The sequence below is a fragment of the Desulfovibrio sp. ZJ369 genome (assembly GCF_011039085.1).
GTDB lineage: Bacteria > Desulfobacterota > Desulfovibrionia > Desulfovibrionales > Desulfovibrionaceae > Desulfovibrio.
In genome coordinates, this window is sequence record NZ_JAAKEI010000030.1 from 19,635 (window position 1) to 35,720 (window position 16,086).

The 16,086-nt window shown below is 47.9% G+C and carries 15 protein-coding genes; 14 read left to right on the forward strand and 1 reads right to left on the reverse strand.

Annotation, left to right across the window (positions count from 1 at the left end; translation table 11 throughout):
* Positions 1-571: 571 nt before the first annotated feature.
* The 14 genes from G7Y51_RS09715 (at position 572) to G7Y51_RS09780 (ending at position 15,675) form a co-directional block, all read left to right on the forward strand.
* Positions 572-1,885 (forward strand): nucleotide sugar dehydrogenase, encoded by a 1,314-nt coding sequence (locus G7Y51_RS09715; RefSeq protein ID WP_165176989.1) that lies wholly within the window; start codon positions 572-574, stop codon positions 1,883-1,885.
* A 154-nt stretch (positions 1,886-2,039) separates the two neighbouring features.
* Entirely contained in the window at positions 2,040-3,866 is a 1,827-nt protein-coding gene (locus G7Y51_RS09720; RefSeq protein WP_165176958.1) for an ABC transporter ATP-binding protein, read from the forward strand.
* A 10-nt stretch (positions 3,867-3,876) separates the two neighbouring features.
* Complete coding sequence (gene pseB / locus G7Y51_RS09725) at positions 3,877-4,860, forward strand: UDP-N-acetylglucosamine 4,6-dehydratase (inverting) (protein WP_165176992.1); 984 nt, start codon at positions 3,877-3,879, stop codon at positions 4,858-4,860.
* Between the two features lie 2 nt (positions 4,861-4,862).
* On the forward strand, positions 4,863-5,990 hold the full coding sequence (pseC, locus tag G7Y51_RS09730; protein WP_165176960.1) for a UDP-4-amino-4,6-dideoxy-N-acetyl-beta-L-altrosamine transaminase: 1,128 nt from the start codon (positions 4,863-4,865) through the stop codon (positions 5,988-5,990).
* Positions 5,978-6,604: a pseudaminic acid biosynthesis-associated methylase gene (locus G7Y51_RS09735; RefSeq protein ID WP_165176962.1), complete on the forward strand. Its 627-nt coding sequence runs from the start codon at positions 5,978-5,980 to the stop codon at positions 6,602-6,604. The genes pseC and G7Y51_RS09735 overlap by 13 nt, the downstream gene beginning before the upstream one ends.
* Before the next feature lie 9 nt (positions 6,605-6,613).
* Entirely contained in the window at positions 6,614-7,624 is a 1,011-nt protein-coding gene (locus G7Y51_RS09740; RefSeq protein ID WP_206214305.1) for a hypothetical protein, read from the forward strand.
* Between the two features lie 2 nt (positions 7,625-7,626).
* Positions 7,627-8,328 carry a pseudaminic acid cytidylyltransferase gene (gene pseF, locus G7Y51_RS09745; protein ID WP_165176964.1) on the forward strand — a complete coding sequence of 234 codons (702 nt, stop codon included), beginning with the start codon at positions 7,627-7,629 and terminating at the stop codon, positions 8,326-8,328.
* Positions 8,325-9,338 carry a UDP-2,4-diacetamido-2,4,6-trideoxy-beta-L-altropyranose hydrolase gene (gene pseG, locus G7Y51_RS09750; protein ID WP_165176968.1) on the forward strand — a complete coding sequence of 338 codons (1,014 nt, stop codon included), beginning with the start codon at positions 8,325-8,327 and terminating at the stop codon, positions 9,336-9,338. Before pseF ends, pseG begins: the two co-directional genes overlap by 4 nt.
* The gene (locus G7Y51_RS09755) at positions 9,335-10,174 is read left to right on the forward strand and encodes an SDR family oxidoreductase (RefSeq protein WP_165176971.1); all 840 of its coding nucleotides are present in this window, start codon (positions 9,335-9,337) and stop codon (positions 10,172-10,174) included. Before pseG ends, G7Y51_RS09755 begins: the two co-directional genes overlap by 4 nt.
* Positions 10,152-10,829 carry a metallophosphoesterase family protein gene (locus G7Y51_RS09760; RefSeq protein ID WP_165176974.1) on the forward strand — a complete coding sequence of 226 codons (678 nt, stop codon included), beginning with the start codon at positions 10,152-10,154 and terminating at the stop codon, positions 10,827-10,829. The genes G7Y51_RS09755 and G7Y51_RS09760 overlap by 23 nt, the downstream gene beginning before the upstream one ends.
* 2 nt (positions 10,830-10,831) lie before the next feature.
* The gene (locus tag G7Y51_RS09765; RefSeq protein ID WP_165176976.1) at positions 10,832-11,773 is read left to right on the forward strand and encodes an ATP-grasp domain-containing protein; all 942 of its coding nucleotides are present in this window, start codon (positions 10,832-10,834) and stop codon (positions 11,771-11,773) included.
* A 65-nt stretch (positions 11,774-11,838) separates the two neighbouring features.
* Positions 11,839-12,873, forward strand: a complete 1,035-nt coding sequence (gene pseI, locus G7Y51_RS09770; RefSeq protein ID WP_165176979.1) for a pseudaminic acid synthase — start codon at positions 11,839-11,841, stop codon at positions 12,871-12,873.
* A 7-nt stretch (positions 12,874-12,880) separates the two neighbouring features.
* The gene (locus G7Y51_RS09775; RefSeq protein ID WP_206214306.1) at positions 12,881-14,275 is read left to right on the forward strand and encodes a hypothetical protein; all 1,395 of its coding nucleotides are present in this window, start codon (positions 12,881-12,883) and stop codon (positions 14,273-14,275) included.
* Positions 14,276-14,364: 89 nt separating this feature from the next.
* Positions 14,365-15,675: a polysaccharide deacetylase family protein gene (locus tag G7Y51_RS09780; RefSeq protein WP_165176984.1), complete on the forward strand. Its 1,311-nt coding sequence runs from the start codon at positions 14,365-14,367 to the stop codon at positions 15,673-15,675.
* Here G7Y51_RS09780 and G7Y51_RS09785 read toward each other — a convergent pair.
* Complete coding sequence (locus G7Y51_RS09785; RefSeq protein WP_165176987.1) at positions 15,651-15,935, reverse strand: hypothetical protein; 285 nt, start codon at positions 15,933-15,935, stop codon at positions 15,651-15,653. The two genes, G7Y51_RS09780 and G7Y51_RS09785, sit on opposite strands and share 25 nt — an antisense overlap.
* Positions 15,936-16,086 lie beyond the last annotated feature (151 nt).

The window sequence follows — 16,086 nt, forward strand, 5'->3', positions numbered from 1 at the left end:
TCCTGGCGGCGGTCAGGCATCCAAACGGATGCTTGAAATGTTCAGTGCCTTCAATCTGATTGCTCCGGCTGGGGTATCAGCTCTGTTCATCTGGGGGCTGGCCGTTGCCGTGGCCGGAACAGCCCATGAGGGAACGCCCTTTGGCAAGCGTTCCAGTTCCCTGTGGATGCAACGGACTATTTTGTGGAGCACAGGCTCCGGCGGGGAATACAGGTTCATTTTCAACGGCACTGCCGGGTCTGTTACTGTTTCCTGCGTGGACGAAGGCGACGCCCTGTGCCGGGGAAAGGTCAATGCCGTGGGCGCGGCTGTTTCCGCGCGTTCGCCGCTGGCGCAGCAGCTTGCCGCTCCCGACACGTCCGCTTCTTCCATCGAACCTCGCGCCCTGTACGATGCGGCCAATCAGGTCAACGCGATCATCCTTTCCGGCCTGCAAAGCTACGCGCAACAGGGACAGCTTCAGGGCAAACTCAACGGGTTCAGGGAAAAGGCCGCGCAATATGGCTGGTTTGCGGCAGGATCGTCCTACTGGTCTATCGACTGGATAAAGGAGTCTATGGGGGCTCAGATGATGTACAGCTTGGAAGAATTCACAAACGGGACGCGCACCCTGGCCGTGGTGGGCCTGGGCTATGTGGGCCTGCCCCTGGCCGTGGCTTTTTCCCGCCACATGAACGTGCTCGGTTTTGACATCAACGCCGGACGCATCGAAGAGCTGCGCAAAGGCCATGACCGCACCAACGAAGTGACCGACGAAGCCCTGGCCGCCGCCACGATCGAATATACCTGCGACCCCGCCGACCTGGCCCGGGCCGCCGTGATCATCGTGGCCGTGCCCACGCCCATCGACGAACACCGCTCCCCCGACCTCACGCCCGTGGTGGGCGCCAGCCATACCGTGGGTCGTCACATGCCCAGGGGTTGCGTGGTGGTCTATGAATCCACGGTCTACCCCGGCCTCACCGAAGAGATCTGCGTGCCCATCCTGGAGCAGGAATCCGGCCTGACATACGGCACGGATTTCACCGTGGGCTATTCGCCGGAGCGCATCAACCCCGGCGACAAGGTCCACACCCTGGAGACCATCACAAAGATCGTCTCCGGTTCCGACCAGGCCACAGCCGATCTGCTGGCCCAGGTCTACGGCTCCGTGGTCAGGGCGGGCATCCACCGCGCCTCCAGCATCAAGGTGGCCGAGGCCGCCAAGGTCATTGAGAACACCCAGCGTGACCTGAACATCGCGCTCATGAACGAACTGGCCATCATCTTCGAGCGTCTGGGCATCGACACCCTCGAAGTGCTGGAAGCCGCCGGCACCAAATGGAATTTTCTGCCCTTCCGTCCCGGTCTGGTGGGCGGCCACTGCATCGGCGTGGATCCCTATTACCTGACCTTCAAGGCCGAGGAAATGGGCTTCCACCCCGAAGTCATCCTGGCCGGTCGCCGCATCAACGACAACATGGGCAAATATGTGGCCGAATGCCTGGTCAAGCGCCTCATCAGAAACGGCAACGTGGTCAGCGGCGCGCGCGTGGGCATTTTGGGCTTCACCTTCAAGGAGAACGTGCCCGACCTGCGCAACACCCGCGTGGTGGACGTGATCCGCGAACTCAGGGAATACAGTATCGTCCCGCTGGTGCATGACGCCGAGGCCGATCCGGCCGAAGCCATGCACGAATACGGACAGGAGCTGGTGGATCTGGACCGGCTGCGCGACCTGGATGCCGTGCTGCTGGCCGTGAGCCACAAGGCCTACGCCGCCCTGACGCCCGAAGACATCAAGGCCCGCTGCAAACATGCGGACAAGGCCGTGCTCATGGACGTGAAGGGCTTCTTCGACCCGCAGGCCATGCGTGCCGCGGGCATCGACTACTGGAGGCTGTAAACCTGGAATCACCGGATACCCAAATCTAAGGTACTTGGCTACCGCCTGAGGTATCTTGCGCGCTACCTGACTATAAAACTTACTTCTCCCACGTTAACTCCGTGATCATTTGCACGAAACTGCTGTATACGCAGCTCAAGGCAAGAGGGTATGGATGACAGCATCGTCGCATCAAGAGTATACCCCGCTTTCCATCGCCCGCCAGTTCTATGCTCTGGCCACGCCACGGGAACGCCGTCTGTTCTGGTGGCTGTGCCTGCTCAACATTGTCATGGGTCTGTTCGAGATCGGTGTGGCGGGCGGCATTTCCCTGCTGGGTGTGGCCATGTCCGCCCCAGAAAGTCTGGCCCGCTATGCCCTGCTGGAGAATATCCGCGCGGCCCTGCCCTTTTCGCCGGGCATCCCCACGGCCTTACAATTTCTGATACTTGTCCTGGCTGGGGTCTGTGCAGCTGCCTTGCTGAAAAATGTCCTGCTGGGCTATATCACCTGGCTGCAAAATTATTTTTCCCAGCGCATTGCCTGGACCATGGGCAGTAATCTCTTTCGCCGTTTTCTGGCCGCGCCGCACATCTGGCATGCCGGGCAGAACTCGGCGGAATTATTGACTTCCTTGAACTGGAAAGTCTATGTTGCCGCTTACGCCACGACCCTGCTGACCCTGTTCACCCAGATAGTCATCGCTGTATTCCTGCTGGGGGGGGCACTCATCGCCAATCCCTTGCTTTCCTGCCTGCTCTTTGCGTCCGTTGCCCTGCTGGCCGTACTCATTCAGAAAGGGACCCGTGCCCGTATCTATGGTCTGTCGCAGGACATTCGCCACTATGACCTGTATAATTCGCGTGTCGCCATGCAGGGGCTGCAGGGACTGCGCGAGATAGCCATTTACGACAAGAGGCAGAATTTCCTGCAGGAATATGCAAAGTTCATTGACGACTATTCGCTGAAAAACAGTTCCCGCACTACCCTGCCCATGCTGCCCATGTGGGTGCTGGAGGTGGCGGGCATGCTCCTGTTGCTGCTGGTTCTGCTGCTTCAGGTACGTCTGGGCAGCAGCGTGGCGGCAACCACCGGCATGCTGACCCTGCTGGCAGCCGTCTCCTGGCGTCTGCTGCCGGCGGCCAACAAAACCATGAACGCCATTCTGAATATGCGTTTCAACCAGCCCACCCTGGAAAAACTTCTGGACTTTGTGACGGAACTCCCCGCGCCGGAACGACTGGACGCCCGCCCTGTACGCCACTTCCAGCGCGAGATCAGCCTGCATGATGTGAGCTTCACCTATCCCCATGCGGAGCATGCCGCCTTGCGGGATATCTCACTCACCATCCCCAAGGGGAGCATGGTGGGGCTGGTGGGCCTTTCCGGCTCAGGCAAGAGCACGCTGACCTCGCTCATCACGGGGCTGTTGCGCCCGCAGCAGGGGCATTTGTGCCTTGACGGCAATATCTGGAATACGTCCACTGAACGCCTGAATATCGGCTACGTCCCCCAGAACCTCTACCTGCTGGATGCCACACTGGCCGAGAATGTGGCCTTCAGCCACTGGGGCGAGCCGGTGGATGAGGAACGGGTGCGGGAATGCTGCCGCATGGCGGCCATGGACTTTGTGGAGGATCTTCCTGAAGGCATCCACACTCCCCTGGGGGAACGCGGCGTGCGCCTCTCCGGCGGCCAGATACAACGCGTGGGCATCGCCCGCGCCCTGTATGACAGGCCGGAACTTCTTATCTTCGATGAAGCCACGTCATCCCTTGACGGGGCCACCGAGCGGGCCATACAATCAACTATCGAGAGTTTGCGCCAGCATGTGACACTTGTGGTTGTAGCCCATCGTCTGAGTACGGTGGAAGGATGTGACCTGCTCTACTGGATCGACAAGGGAAGTGTAGCCATGCATGGTACGGCGGCAACGGTATTGCCTGCCTATGAAAAGACATTGCAACATACTGCCGCTCACCTGGCAGAAAAGCTCAGCTGATGGGTGCATGATGTTTACCGATAAAACACTGCTCATCACCGGTGGTACCGGTTCTTTTGGCAAGAAATGCGTCGAAGTCATCCTGAAAAACCACAAGCCCAGGCGGCTTATCGTTTTTTCGCGTGACGAACTCAAGCAGTTCGAGATGCAGCAGGTCTTTTCCCTGAAAAAATATCCATGCATGCGCTATTTCATCGGTGATGTGCGCGACAGGGAGCGCCTGTACCGGGCCTTTCGTGGCGTGGATTATGTCATCCATGCGGCGGCTCTCAAGCAGGTGCCGGCGGCGGAATACAATCCCACAGAGTGCATCCGCACCAATATTGGCGGCGCGGAAAATATCGTCAATGCGGCGGCCGACTGCGGCGTGAAAAAGGTGGTGGCCCTGTCCACGGACAAGGCTGTGGCCCCGGTCAATCTCTACGGCGCCACAAAACTCTGCTCGGACAAACTCTTCATCGCGGCCAATGCCTACACGGCCTGCGATACGGTGTACTCCGTGGTACGCTACGGCAACGTCATGGGCAGCCGCGGCAGCGTCATCCCCTTCTTCATCAGGAAGCGTGACGAAGGCGGCCCCCTGCCCATCACAGACACGCGCATGACCCGCTTCTGGATCACGCTGGAGCAGTCCGTGCACATGGTGCTGCGGTCCTTTGAACTGGCCGGCGGCGGCGAAATCCTCGTGCCCAGGATCCCCAGCATGAAGATCACGGATCTGGCCGAAGCCATCGCTCCCGGCATGGCAACTGTGGAAGTGGGGATCCGCCCCGGCGAAAAGCTGCACGAGACCATGATCACGGCCGAGGATTCCCGCCATACCATCGACATCGGCCACTATTACGTCATCAAGCCGGAGACCTTCCCCTATCGCGGGCCTGAGGGGACGCCCGTGCCCGAAGGTTTCAGCTACAATTCCGGCACCAACGAAAGCTGGCTGACCGTCCCTGAGCTGCGCGCCACCCTGAAAGAACAAGGTTTTGCTATCCGCTAGTCATGAGTACGCCCCATTTTATCCCCTATGGTCGGCAGACCATCGACGACGACGATATCGCGGCCGTGGTCGAAGTGCTGCGCTCGGACTGGCTGACCACCGGCCCGGCTGTGGAACGCTTCGAGGCTGACGTTTGCGCCTATACCGGCGCGCGTCATGGCGTGGCTGTCAGCAACGGCACCGCGGCCCTGCACGCGGCCATGTTTGCCCTGGATATCGGCCCCGGCGACGAAGTCATCGTTCCGCCCATGACCTTTGCGGCCTCGGCCAACTGCATTTTGTATCAGGGCGGCACACCGGTCTTTGCCGATGTGGACGCCGAGACGCTGCTCATGGATCCAACGGCTGTGGAAGCGGCCATCACGCCGCGCACCAAAGCCATCATCGCTGTGGACTATGCCGGCCAGCCCTGCGACTGGGACGCCCTGCGCGCCATTGCGGACAGACATCACCTGGCCCTTGTGGCCGACGGGTGCCATGCCCTGGGCGCATCCTTCAGGGGGCGCAAGGTGGGCACACTGGCCGACATCACGGTGTTCAGCTTCCACCCGGTCAAACACATCACCACCGGCGAAGGTGGTATGGCCGTGACCGGTGATAAGCAGCTCGCCGCGCGCATGCGGGCTTTTCGCGGGCACGGCATCACCACCACGACCAGCCAGCGCGAAAAATCCGGCGCCTGGTTCTATGAAATGACCGAGCTGGGCTATAATTATCGCATCACGGACTTTCAGTGCGCGCTGGGCAGTTCGCAGCTCAAAAAGCTGGACGGCTGGATTGCCAAACGCAACGAACTGGCTCAGGCCTACGCTGCCGCGCTGGCGGGGCAGGACAGCATCCGGCCGCTCAGATGCCGGGAGGATGTCCGCCACGCCTACCATCTTTATGTGGTGCGCAGCCCAGACCGGGATGCCCTGTTCCGCCATCTGCGCGCCAACGGCATCGGCGCCAATGTGCATTATGTGCCTGTGCACCTGCACCCCTACTACCGAAACGTCGTCGGTACGCGGGAAGGCCTCTGTCCCGTGGCTGAAGCCGCCTATCGGGAGCTCCTCACCCTGCCGCTCTGGCCGGGGTTGACTGAAGATAACATACTGACTATTATGAGGACCATTACATGCGTAAACTGAGTGAACAAGAACAGTTTTGGGCCAGTGAATTTGGAGACGAGTATATCTCTAGGAACTCGCTGGAAGCACTTATTGGCCCTGATATCGCCATGTGGTCTGATATTTTAAAAAATTGCTCACAGCTTCCTGAAACAGCTTTTGAAATGGGTTGTAATATTGGAGCAAACCTGTATGCATTAAAATGCATTATTCCCAATATAAAGATTTCTGGGGTTGAAATAAACACAAAAGCAGCAGCTCTCGCAAAAAAAAATACTGGTGCGAGTATTTACAATTGTTCCATTCTTGATTTCGGTCAAGATAGCAATTTTTTTGATTTAGTTTTTTCTTGCGGAGTCATGATTCATATAAATCCTGAACAACTTCCTGCCATCTATCAGAAGCTCTACCAGCTTTCCCAGCGGTATATTCTGATTAATGAATATTACAATCCATCTCCGGTTGCCATTCCCTATCGCAATCATCAAAATAAGCTGTTCAAGCGTGATTTTGCTGGTGAACTGCTGGACATGTTTCCAGATTTACAACTTGTTGCCTATAATTTCATATACCACAGAGATGCCGCCTTCCCCAAGGATGACTGTACATGGTTTTTGCTTGAAAAAACGAAATAGGAGATGAACATGAGTACTATCCGGATTTGTAAGAAGTGTGGTTTTATTCTGGGAACTCGTCCTGGACTACTTGAACAGGATGGTATCTGCCAGGCTTGCCTCAATATTGAAGAGAAAAAAAATATTGATTTTACAGCACGACAGCAATGGCTCTCTCAATATTTCAAAGAATCCCATAATAAAAGTAAATATGATTGTGTCGTAGGTGTTTCAGGTGGCAAAGATTCCCACATGATCGTCTATCGACTCATGCATGATTACGGAATCAAAAGGCCTTTACTCGTCTCTGCTGTCGATGAATTTACCATGACGGAAGCAGGCAAGTATAACAGAGACAATATTTCAAGACATTTTGGGATAGACCATATCCAGTTTCGGTATAGCCACGATGAATTCTGCGAACAAGCACTGGCAGGATTCAAAGGGGACCTTCATCCGCTTCGATGGTTTGAGGAACAATGTTATAAAGTACCGTTCGAAATCGCAAAAAATTTTGGTATCAATACGGTTTTCATGGGAGAAAACAGTGCTTTCGAATATGGTTCTGCAAAACAACTAGACATATTTTGTCCGCTCTCTGATGAAGAAACAAAAGTAATCTTTCTCGGGGCAATCTATCCATACTCCATAGCAGACTCTCTCGCGATTGCCAAACAGTGCGGATTCAGAGATCTCACTTACTATAATGAATGGTATCGCCAGGGAACCATTGAACAGTATGCCCAAATAGATTCTATCGCTTATCTCGTACATATCTGGTGCAAATTCCCCAAATTTGGTTTTCAGAGAGTTTCAGATATAGCATGCCGACACGTCAGAGAAGGTTTGCTGACAAAAGAGCAGGCTCTCCAACTTATTCAGGACAGGGATTATATTCTCGACCCAGCTGCCAAGGCTGATTTTTGCCGTACTCTTGAAATCTCCAATCAGTACTTTGATGATATTGTAGAAAAACACGCCAACTACAATTTACTCTATAAAGATTGCAACAACAATCTTAGACGACTTGATTTTAAATAATCATGTCAAAAGCTCTTTGTATCGTCATGGCTCGAGGGGGATCAAAACGAGTTCCTCGTAAAAATGTCAGACAGTTTTGTGGTCAGCCACTTGTTGCTTGGCCTGTCCGTTCTGCTTTGCGATCGGGCTTGTTTGAACATGTCATTATTTCAACAGAAGACCAAGAAATCGCCTCGGCGGCACAACAGGCAGGAGCGGAGTTTCCTTTTGCAAGACCGACAACAGTTGCTGATGATTTTTCAACCACAGCTGATGTACTACGTGTAACCTTGCAACAATGGCAAGAGTATGCAGGCACCCTTCCGAAGTATTGTTGTTGTCTATACGGAACATCTGTTTTTGTCACAGAAAAACAGTTGACTCAGGCCAGAGATATGCTTTCCTGCTGTGAGCTGTGCATGGCTGTTTCTGAATATGCTCATCCCATTCAACGGGCGATAAGATTGGATGACTCTGGGACAATAACATATCTTCATCCAGAATTTGTTCCCGTACGAACGCAGGACTGTCTCAAAGCATACCACGATATAGGCCTTTTTTACTACTTTTCAGTAGAGGCGTTTTTCCGTCACGAAGGGAAAAATTTTCTTCCCATGAAAAAGAAAGCTGTTATTGTTCCAAGAACGTGTGCTGTAGATATTGACACAGAAGCCGACTTTGCCTGGGCAGAACTTCTTGCCTCTTATCATGGACTGCGGCAATGAGTACCATCCTCATCCGTGCCGACGCGGCCCCGCGCATGGGGACCGGCCATGTCATGCGCTGTCTTGCGCTGGCTCAGGCTGCCCGCAGGGAAGGGCTGGACGTGCAGATGATCTGCCGCCTTGGTGTCGACTGGCTGCGAGAACGTCTGGCACGAGAGGATATTCCCCTGCATGGTCTGCCGGCCATGCCGCCTGTGGCGGAGGCTCCCGACGATCTGCTGCGACAGCTTCAGACGGCCAATCTGCCGGCTCCGGGAACTGCGACTGTGCCTATCTGGGTCGTCCTGGACGGCTATCACTTCGACACGGCCTGCCAGAAGGCCGTCATGCAGGCAGGGTATCGCCTGCTGGTCATCGACGACTACGCGCATCTGCCTGAATACCATTGCGATGTGCTGCTGAACCAGAATATTGGCGCGGAGCTGCTGACGTATCAGGGAAACATCGGCCGCAAATTGCTGGGGCTGGATTATGTCCTGCTGCGGCAGGAGTTCTGGGATGCCCAGAAAAAGGCACAGCAACGCAGCAGACCAGCGCAGCCCCGGAATATTCTGGTGACGCTGGGAGGCGGCAACTGTATCGAACATCTGGAAAAAGTCGCGGCTGACATGTGCCTGCCGGAATTGGCGGGGCGCACGATTCGCGTCATTCAGGGAGCCATGGATGCGGATCGCATCCGTGAGGCTTTTGCCCAGTGCCCGGCACAACTGGAGATTCTGCCCCGCGTGGGTGATATGCCCGCCCTCTTGCTGGATACGGACCTGTGCATCACGGCAGGAGGATCGACCTGTTGGGAACTCTGCTGCCTTGGCGTGCCCTTTCTGGTTCTGCAAACAGCAGAAAACCAGATACACGTTGTTTCTGGTCTGATTGAGGGGAATTTTGCCCTCCCCTATACTTCTCTGCATCTTGAGCAGACGCTCAAGGGAAGCAACCGGGAACAATACATAAACAGTGCTAGCAAACTCTCTCATCATCCTCTTAATACCTTACTACGGAACTTAGCATGAAACTTCTTGTAACAGGGATCTCTGGCCTGCTTGGCAAACAAGTTCGCCATCTCCTCACCTTCTTACCTCAAATTACAAGTACCTTTGTGGTTCGTCACCATCCTGTCGCAGACAATGAACTTTACTGGGATTTTCAAAAACCACTTCCAGAAGGCCTCAAATTTGATGCGTTGCTGCATATGGCTTCGGTTATTGACTACACCCCTCAAAGTTCTGTTCTACATAAGAACACGCTACCAGCTATCTCACTTCTGGACGCTGTAAAAAGGAATGATTCCAATGTATACTTTACATCTACCGCATCCATACATGGTCAACATTTTCCATGGGCAATTGACAGCCCTGTAGAACCTGCAGACGATTACGCATTTTCGAAGCTCGTTTGTGAACGAATTTTCCAGGCATTGCCAGAAAGAGTATGCATCTTTCGCCTCAACGGCATATACGGTTTTCAGAATTCATCACATCTTGGCATAAATAGAGCTATTTATCAGGCGTTGGTATCCAAGAAAAAACCTGAGCTCTTCGGTGAGGGAGCACAGTTACGGAATTATATTTCGGATATTTCAGCAGCTCAATGGATTCTACATGAAGTATTGCAGAAAGAACGAAAGTCAAAAATTGTCTACATGGCTGGCTCAGAAACTCTTTCGATTAAATCATGGTTGAAAACTATTGCCGAAATTCTTCTTGAAGATGATACAATTGATATTTATCCAGGAAGAGATAATCTAGATGTTTTAGTACATGCCTCTCACAGCCCTGTTCAAATGCCATCTTTCTCTGACTATTTAAAAAAGCTTCGTAAGCAATATGAAAATATGCTTCTTTTCTGATATTCATGGCAATTTTGATGCTTTTTCTTCAGGTTACAAGTTAATACTCAAAGAAGATGCAGATATAAATATTTTTCTAGGTGATATTTGTGGATACTACTTTGACGCCCTAAAAGTTTGGAAGGAATTAGAGAACTGCAAAAATATTATTAGATTATTAGGAAACCATGATAAAATATTGCTTGACAGTTATGCTAAAGGATTTATACAACGAGACTACTCGACAAAGTACGGACCAGCACTTGAAATCCTTTTACATAATAGCACAAGAGAATTTATTAATTGGCTAAAAAGTGCACAAGAATTTTATATAAATCATGAAATATCGTTATTTTGCTGCCATGGTGGACCTGATAATTTTTTAGATCAGTATCTATATCCGAATTCTATTCTTCCGAAAACTTGTACAAAATTAACAATCATGGGACATACCCATTATTCTATGTATCGACTGAAAAACAATCATTATTATGGAAATCCCGGATCTATGGGCCAGCCTCGTGATGGGAAATTACCATCATTTGCTGTTCTCCATACCGAGCAGCCATCTAGCTGGGAAGTCAAACATTTTGATTATAATAGAAAATCATTAACAGACACACTGCAAAAAATGCATAATATTCCTGAATATCTTTACAATGTCATCTGGAGATAGTCATGTATAAGCATCATATAATGATAACTGGGGTTAGTGGAGATATAGGATATTCTTGTGTAAAAGCACTTTTTGAGGAACAATGTTACAAACTTTATGGAATAGATATGTCTCCACTCTGTCCTGTACGTCATCTTCTTGAAACCTTCAAAGTTGTTCCTCCAGTAGCATCTGCCGACTATCTAGAAATTATCTCATCTCTTATAAAAAAATATGATATAGAAGTCTTTTTACCAACTTCAGAAGCTGAAATTCTCTTTATTGATAACAACAGAGAGTTTTTTTCTAAACTCAATTGTAAACTAGCAATTAATAATAAAGATATTGTAGAAAACTTTTCTAGCAAATATAAGACTGCTAGTTTTATTATCAGAAATGGCTTTAAAGCTCCTGAAACTTATCTACTCTCTAAATTCAAAATGCAATTACCATATCCTTTTATCGTGAAACCAGATTTTGGATGTGGTAGCAAATCAATATATCTCATTAAAAGTAATGAGGACTTTGAAGCTATCAACAAATCAGATACAGCATATATAGTTCAGAGATACCTTCCTAATGAAAACGAAGAATACACTTCATCTGTTTTTTCTGATGGAAAAACAATAACAACAGTAACATTTCGTAGAAAGCTTAAAAATGGACTGTCATTTTTTGTAGAGCTCGTCAAATCTCCTTATATGGAAAACTTAGGGAAAAAGATTGCCCCTTTGGTAAATTTACATGGGTCTATAAATATACAATCTCGAAAATTAAATAATGAACATTTTATATTTGAAATAAATCCTCGTCTTTCAAGCACTGTTTTTTTCAGAAATATGATTGGGTTCAAAGATGCTCATTGGTGGATTCAGTCTTTATTAGGTGTTCAAGTTGACAATTTCGCTTTAACCAAACATCGCTTTATAGGATTGCGCTATTTTTCAGAAATTCAATTTGAATAATATTAAAATTTTATTCAACATGTAGCTAGAAGCAGTTTCCCGCACTGACTATATCACAGGATAGTATGATAAAATTTATCAATACAAACAAAGTCTATATCATTGCCGAAGTTTCCGCCAACCACAATGGCAGTATCGAGCGCGCTGAGGCCATTATTCGCGCCGCTGCCGAGGCTGGAGCCGATGCCGTCAAGTTGCAGACCTATACGGCGGATACCATGACCATCCCCTGCGACAATGAATACTTTCGTATCAAGGGAACGCTGTGGGAAGGCAAAACTCTGTACGACCTCTATCAGGAGGCCCACACGCCGTGGGAATGGCAGCCGCGCCTCAAGGCTCTGGCCAATGACTTGGGCATGGACTGCTTTTCCACCCCTTTTGATGCCACCGCCGTGGATTTTTTGGAAAAAATGAACGTCCCCTGCCATAAGGTGGCGTCTTTTGAAGTGGTGGATATTCCGCTGCTCAAAAAAATTGCTTCCACAGGCAAGCCGGTCATCATGTCTACCGGTATGGCCAGTCTGGCGGAAATAGACGAAGCTGTGACGACTCTGCGCGAACACGGAACCTCCGAGCTTGCCCTGCTCAAGTGCACAAGCGCCTATCCCGCGCCGCCTGAAGAAGCCAATTTGCGCACCATTCCCCATCTGGCGCAGGCCTTCAACTGTGTGGCCGGCCTTTCAGACCATACGCTGGGCAGTGCCGTGGCTGTGGGCGCTGTGGCCGTAGGCGCGCGCATCATCGAAAAGCATTTTACCCTTGCCCGCGCCGATGGTGGTCCGGACAGCGCCTTCAGCATGGAGCCGCACGAATTCAAGCAGATGGTGCAGGATATCCGCACGGTGGAAAAGGCCCTGGGAACCGTCTGCTACGACTTGACGCCCAAGCAGAAAGAAAGCAAGGTATTCCGGCGTTCGCTGTTCGTCGTCAAAGACATGAAGGCAGGTGAAGTTTTCACGGAAGAGAATGTGCGCAGCATTCGGCCGGGGTATGGACTCCATCCAAGATATTTAAAAATTCTGTTTGGCAAAAAAAGTTCTTTCCCTATTAAAAAAGGGACTCCGCTTCGCTATAACAACCTTATTTTAGATGGATAAAATCCTTATGAAAAAAGCCCTTACATTAATACATGAAATCGAATCGGATGAATATATTTTTCAGATCAAATCTCCATCAGGCTATATGCTCTGGCCTCTTGTTAGAAATGGAATCTATGAAATCATAGACGACATAGAGAAATTTAATAAATACAAAAAAAAGACATCTCTAAAAATGTTTCTGAAAAATTTAAAAAATATCTTCACTATATTCAACTTTCCTAAAGAAACATATCCTATAGTTTTTCATCAACACATCGTTTACCTGGATAAGTTTGATAATGATTTTGTCGATCCAATCTTTGGAATTGCAAGCAGATATTCATCAAATTCGATATCTCTTTACGACAGTTCCTTTGCAAAGCTACCTAGCAGCGTACCTTATAAATATTATGATATGAATTTTATTCTGCGTGTACTAAATTTTTGTTCTAAATTCTCAAATTCAAAAAAACACCGACTTGCTGCAGAAAAAATGATTAATTTTATTGAACATAAATACCATTTAATGACCAATAGCTATCTCTCCCAAAAACAACGAGAATCTATTTACAGCGTAATTTTAGAATGGTCAAAAAAGTCAATCTTATATGGCTTTTTTTATTCATTTCTATGGAAAAAATTAAAGCCTAAAATAATATTTTACACATCAGGATTTTATGGAATAGACAGCATTAGCGTTTATATTGCAAAAAAATTAAATATCCATACAGTGGAAGTTCAACACGGAATAATTTATTCTAATCATTTTGCATACAACTTCAGTAGATTTGCATCTAAACATAAGGAGTTTCAGAAATACTACCAAAATACAATTTTTCTCTTTGGAGCATGGTTCAAAAATAAAACAAATTGCGCTTCTCAAAAATATATTTCTGGTCATCCTTACCATTCATTATGCGTAGAATATTATAAAAATAAAAATTCAACAAACAAACACATACTTTTTTTACCCACAGGAGGAACTTTTCTTGAGTTTTATAAGCTTTCATTATACACATCTGAAAAATATCCAAATGAAAAAATACTATTACGACCACATCCCACAAATAGGTTGCTTGCGGATAATGTATCAAGTAATAACAACAATAAAAACATAACGATTTCTTACTCCGAAAATTTATACGACGTTATATTAAAGTCAAAGTATGTAATAGGCGACATGTCCACAGCCCTGTTTGCTGCATATGCATGTAAAGTACCTGTATTTTCTTTTAAAAATAAAATTGCAGAAAATTTTTTAGGCAATGAGAATCCGTTTCCTTCTTTTGCCTCGTTAGAAGAGCTTGATCATCTATTAAAAAAAACATACACCTATGAACATGATTTTTATGCTGATAGTTGGGAGACTAGATATGACAATTTTATCAGCGCAGTAATAAAAAAAGAGAGTATTAACTAAATAAGGTTTTACTATCATCCAGGGTCCCATTCACATGAAACCTGGCAAAAAGAGCCATTACCTGAAGACTGGTCAAAATACCACCCCATATGATTACGATTACTACTCCTGGAAAGTATTTCCTCTCTGAGTACAAATACATAATCGACTGTATATTTTCACAATGGTTATTGGCGGACTACAGAATAGTCGTAGGCTATTCTGGGGAATGGTCTTTTTCGCAAGAAGGACACCAGGTAACTTTACCTAATATTTTTTTCCCTGAACATAAACCTGAAGAGTTTTTCCAAGGCAAGTGTCTGCAGCAGAATTTAAAAGCTCACTATATTGACGGTAGTGATTTACCATTCCCTTTTGCCTTACCTGATGCTCGTGACCTCTCATCGGTCGACATCTTAGGTACAGCTTTTTTCTTTCTTACATGCTACGAGGATACATATTCATCAAGGCATACAGAATTTAACGGTACCCTTTCACCATCGGATGCCTTTCTCTTTCAAAACGATATCATCCACCGACCCGTTGTCGATGAAATGCTTATCCTCTTCCACAACTATCTGAAAAAACAAAATATCAATATAGATATACAGCATTTTCCATATACGTTACGGTACAGCTGTGATATCGATATACCGACATTCTGCTATGGAAGAAATCCTGCTATTACCCTCAAGTATATTGCTTCATCCATACTAAAGCATCGCTCTCTGAACAGACTAGCGACTATATTGAAGTCGTATTTTTCTATCAATGAAGATTTATTCTTTACCTTTCCCTGGATTATCAAAGAGCTTGAAAAGTATGATCTATGCGGTTGTTTTAATCTAAAAGGGGGAGTGACAAACAACAAATTTGACAAATATTATGATTTACATTCAACGTGGCTGAAAGACCTGCTACGGCTACTTAGCACACAAGGGCATGAACTTGGCTTTCATCCCAGCTACGAAACGCCTGAGAATCCTTCTGCTTTTTTCCAAGAATTCAAATCTGTCCAAGAAGTCTCTCCTGTACCCATCCGAGGAGGGAGGCAACACTACCTGCGTTTTTTGGGTAGTTCAACCTGGAAGATGTGGGACGATGCAGGACTTGAATACGACTCAACAGTGGGCTTTAATAGAGTATCTGGATTTCGAACCGGAACAGCCCGAGAATATCCCGTCTTTGATCTGAATAAGCGCGATCAACTTAATCTGAAAGAACGTCCACTGATCATTATGGATTGTACGTTACTTGAATACGGACATAATACAATAGATGAGGCGTTTAATATTGCCTATCAACTTTCCCAACATGTTCGCCGCCATGGAGGGAATATGACTCTGCTCTGGCATAACAGCTATCTCGAAACGCCAGGCAAACGGGAACTTTTCTCTCAACTGCTCAAATATTTATCGTGATTACGCCTTCCCTCATAAATATAAATTTTTATCCCACGAGGAATAGACAGTTCATCCTTAAGATAAAAGATACCACTTTTTCGCACAATATCATCACAGACAGGATTATAGTATATTATTGTGTATACCTTGTTCTCTAACATCTGACAAGTGATTGCCGTCATAACATCTTTCATTATTTCTCTTCCAAATGGATTAAAAAAGTATATAACATCGTAGTCCCCATAGTTTAAAAAATCCCTTGCATCAATATTAAACACAGAAATATTATCCTTATTTATTTTTCTAGAGCAATTTGACTTTTATTTTATTTAGAAATCGTTTAGATTGCAGAGATGAAATTTGCATCTGAAGAAATCCGAACCAAGGCTGTTCATGCGTATCTTGATGGAAAAGCAACAGCCAGGCAAT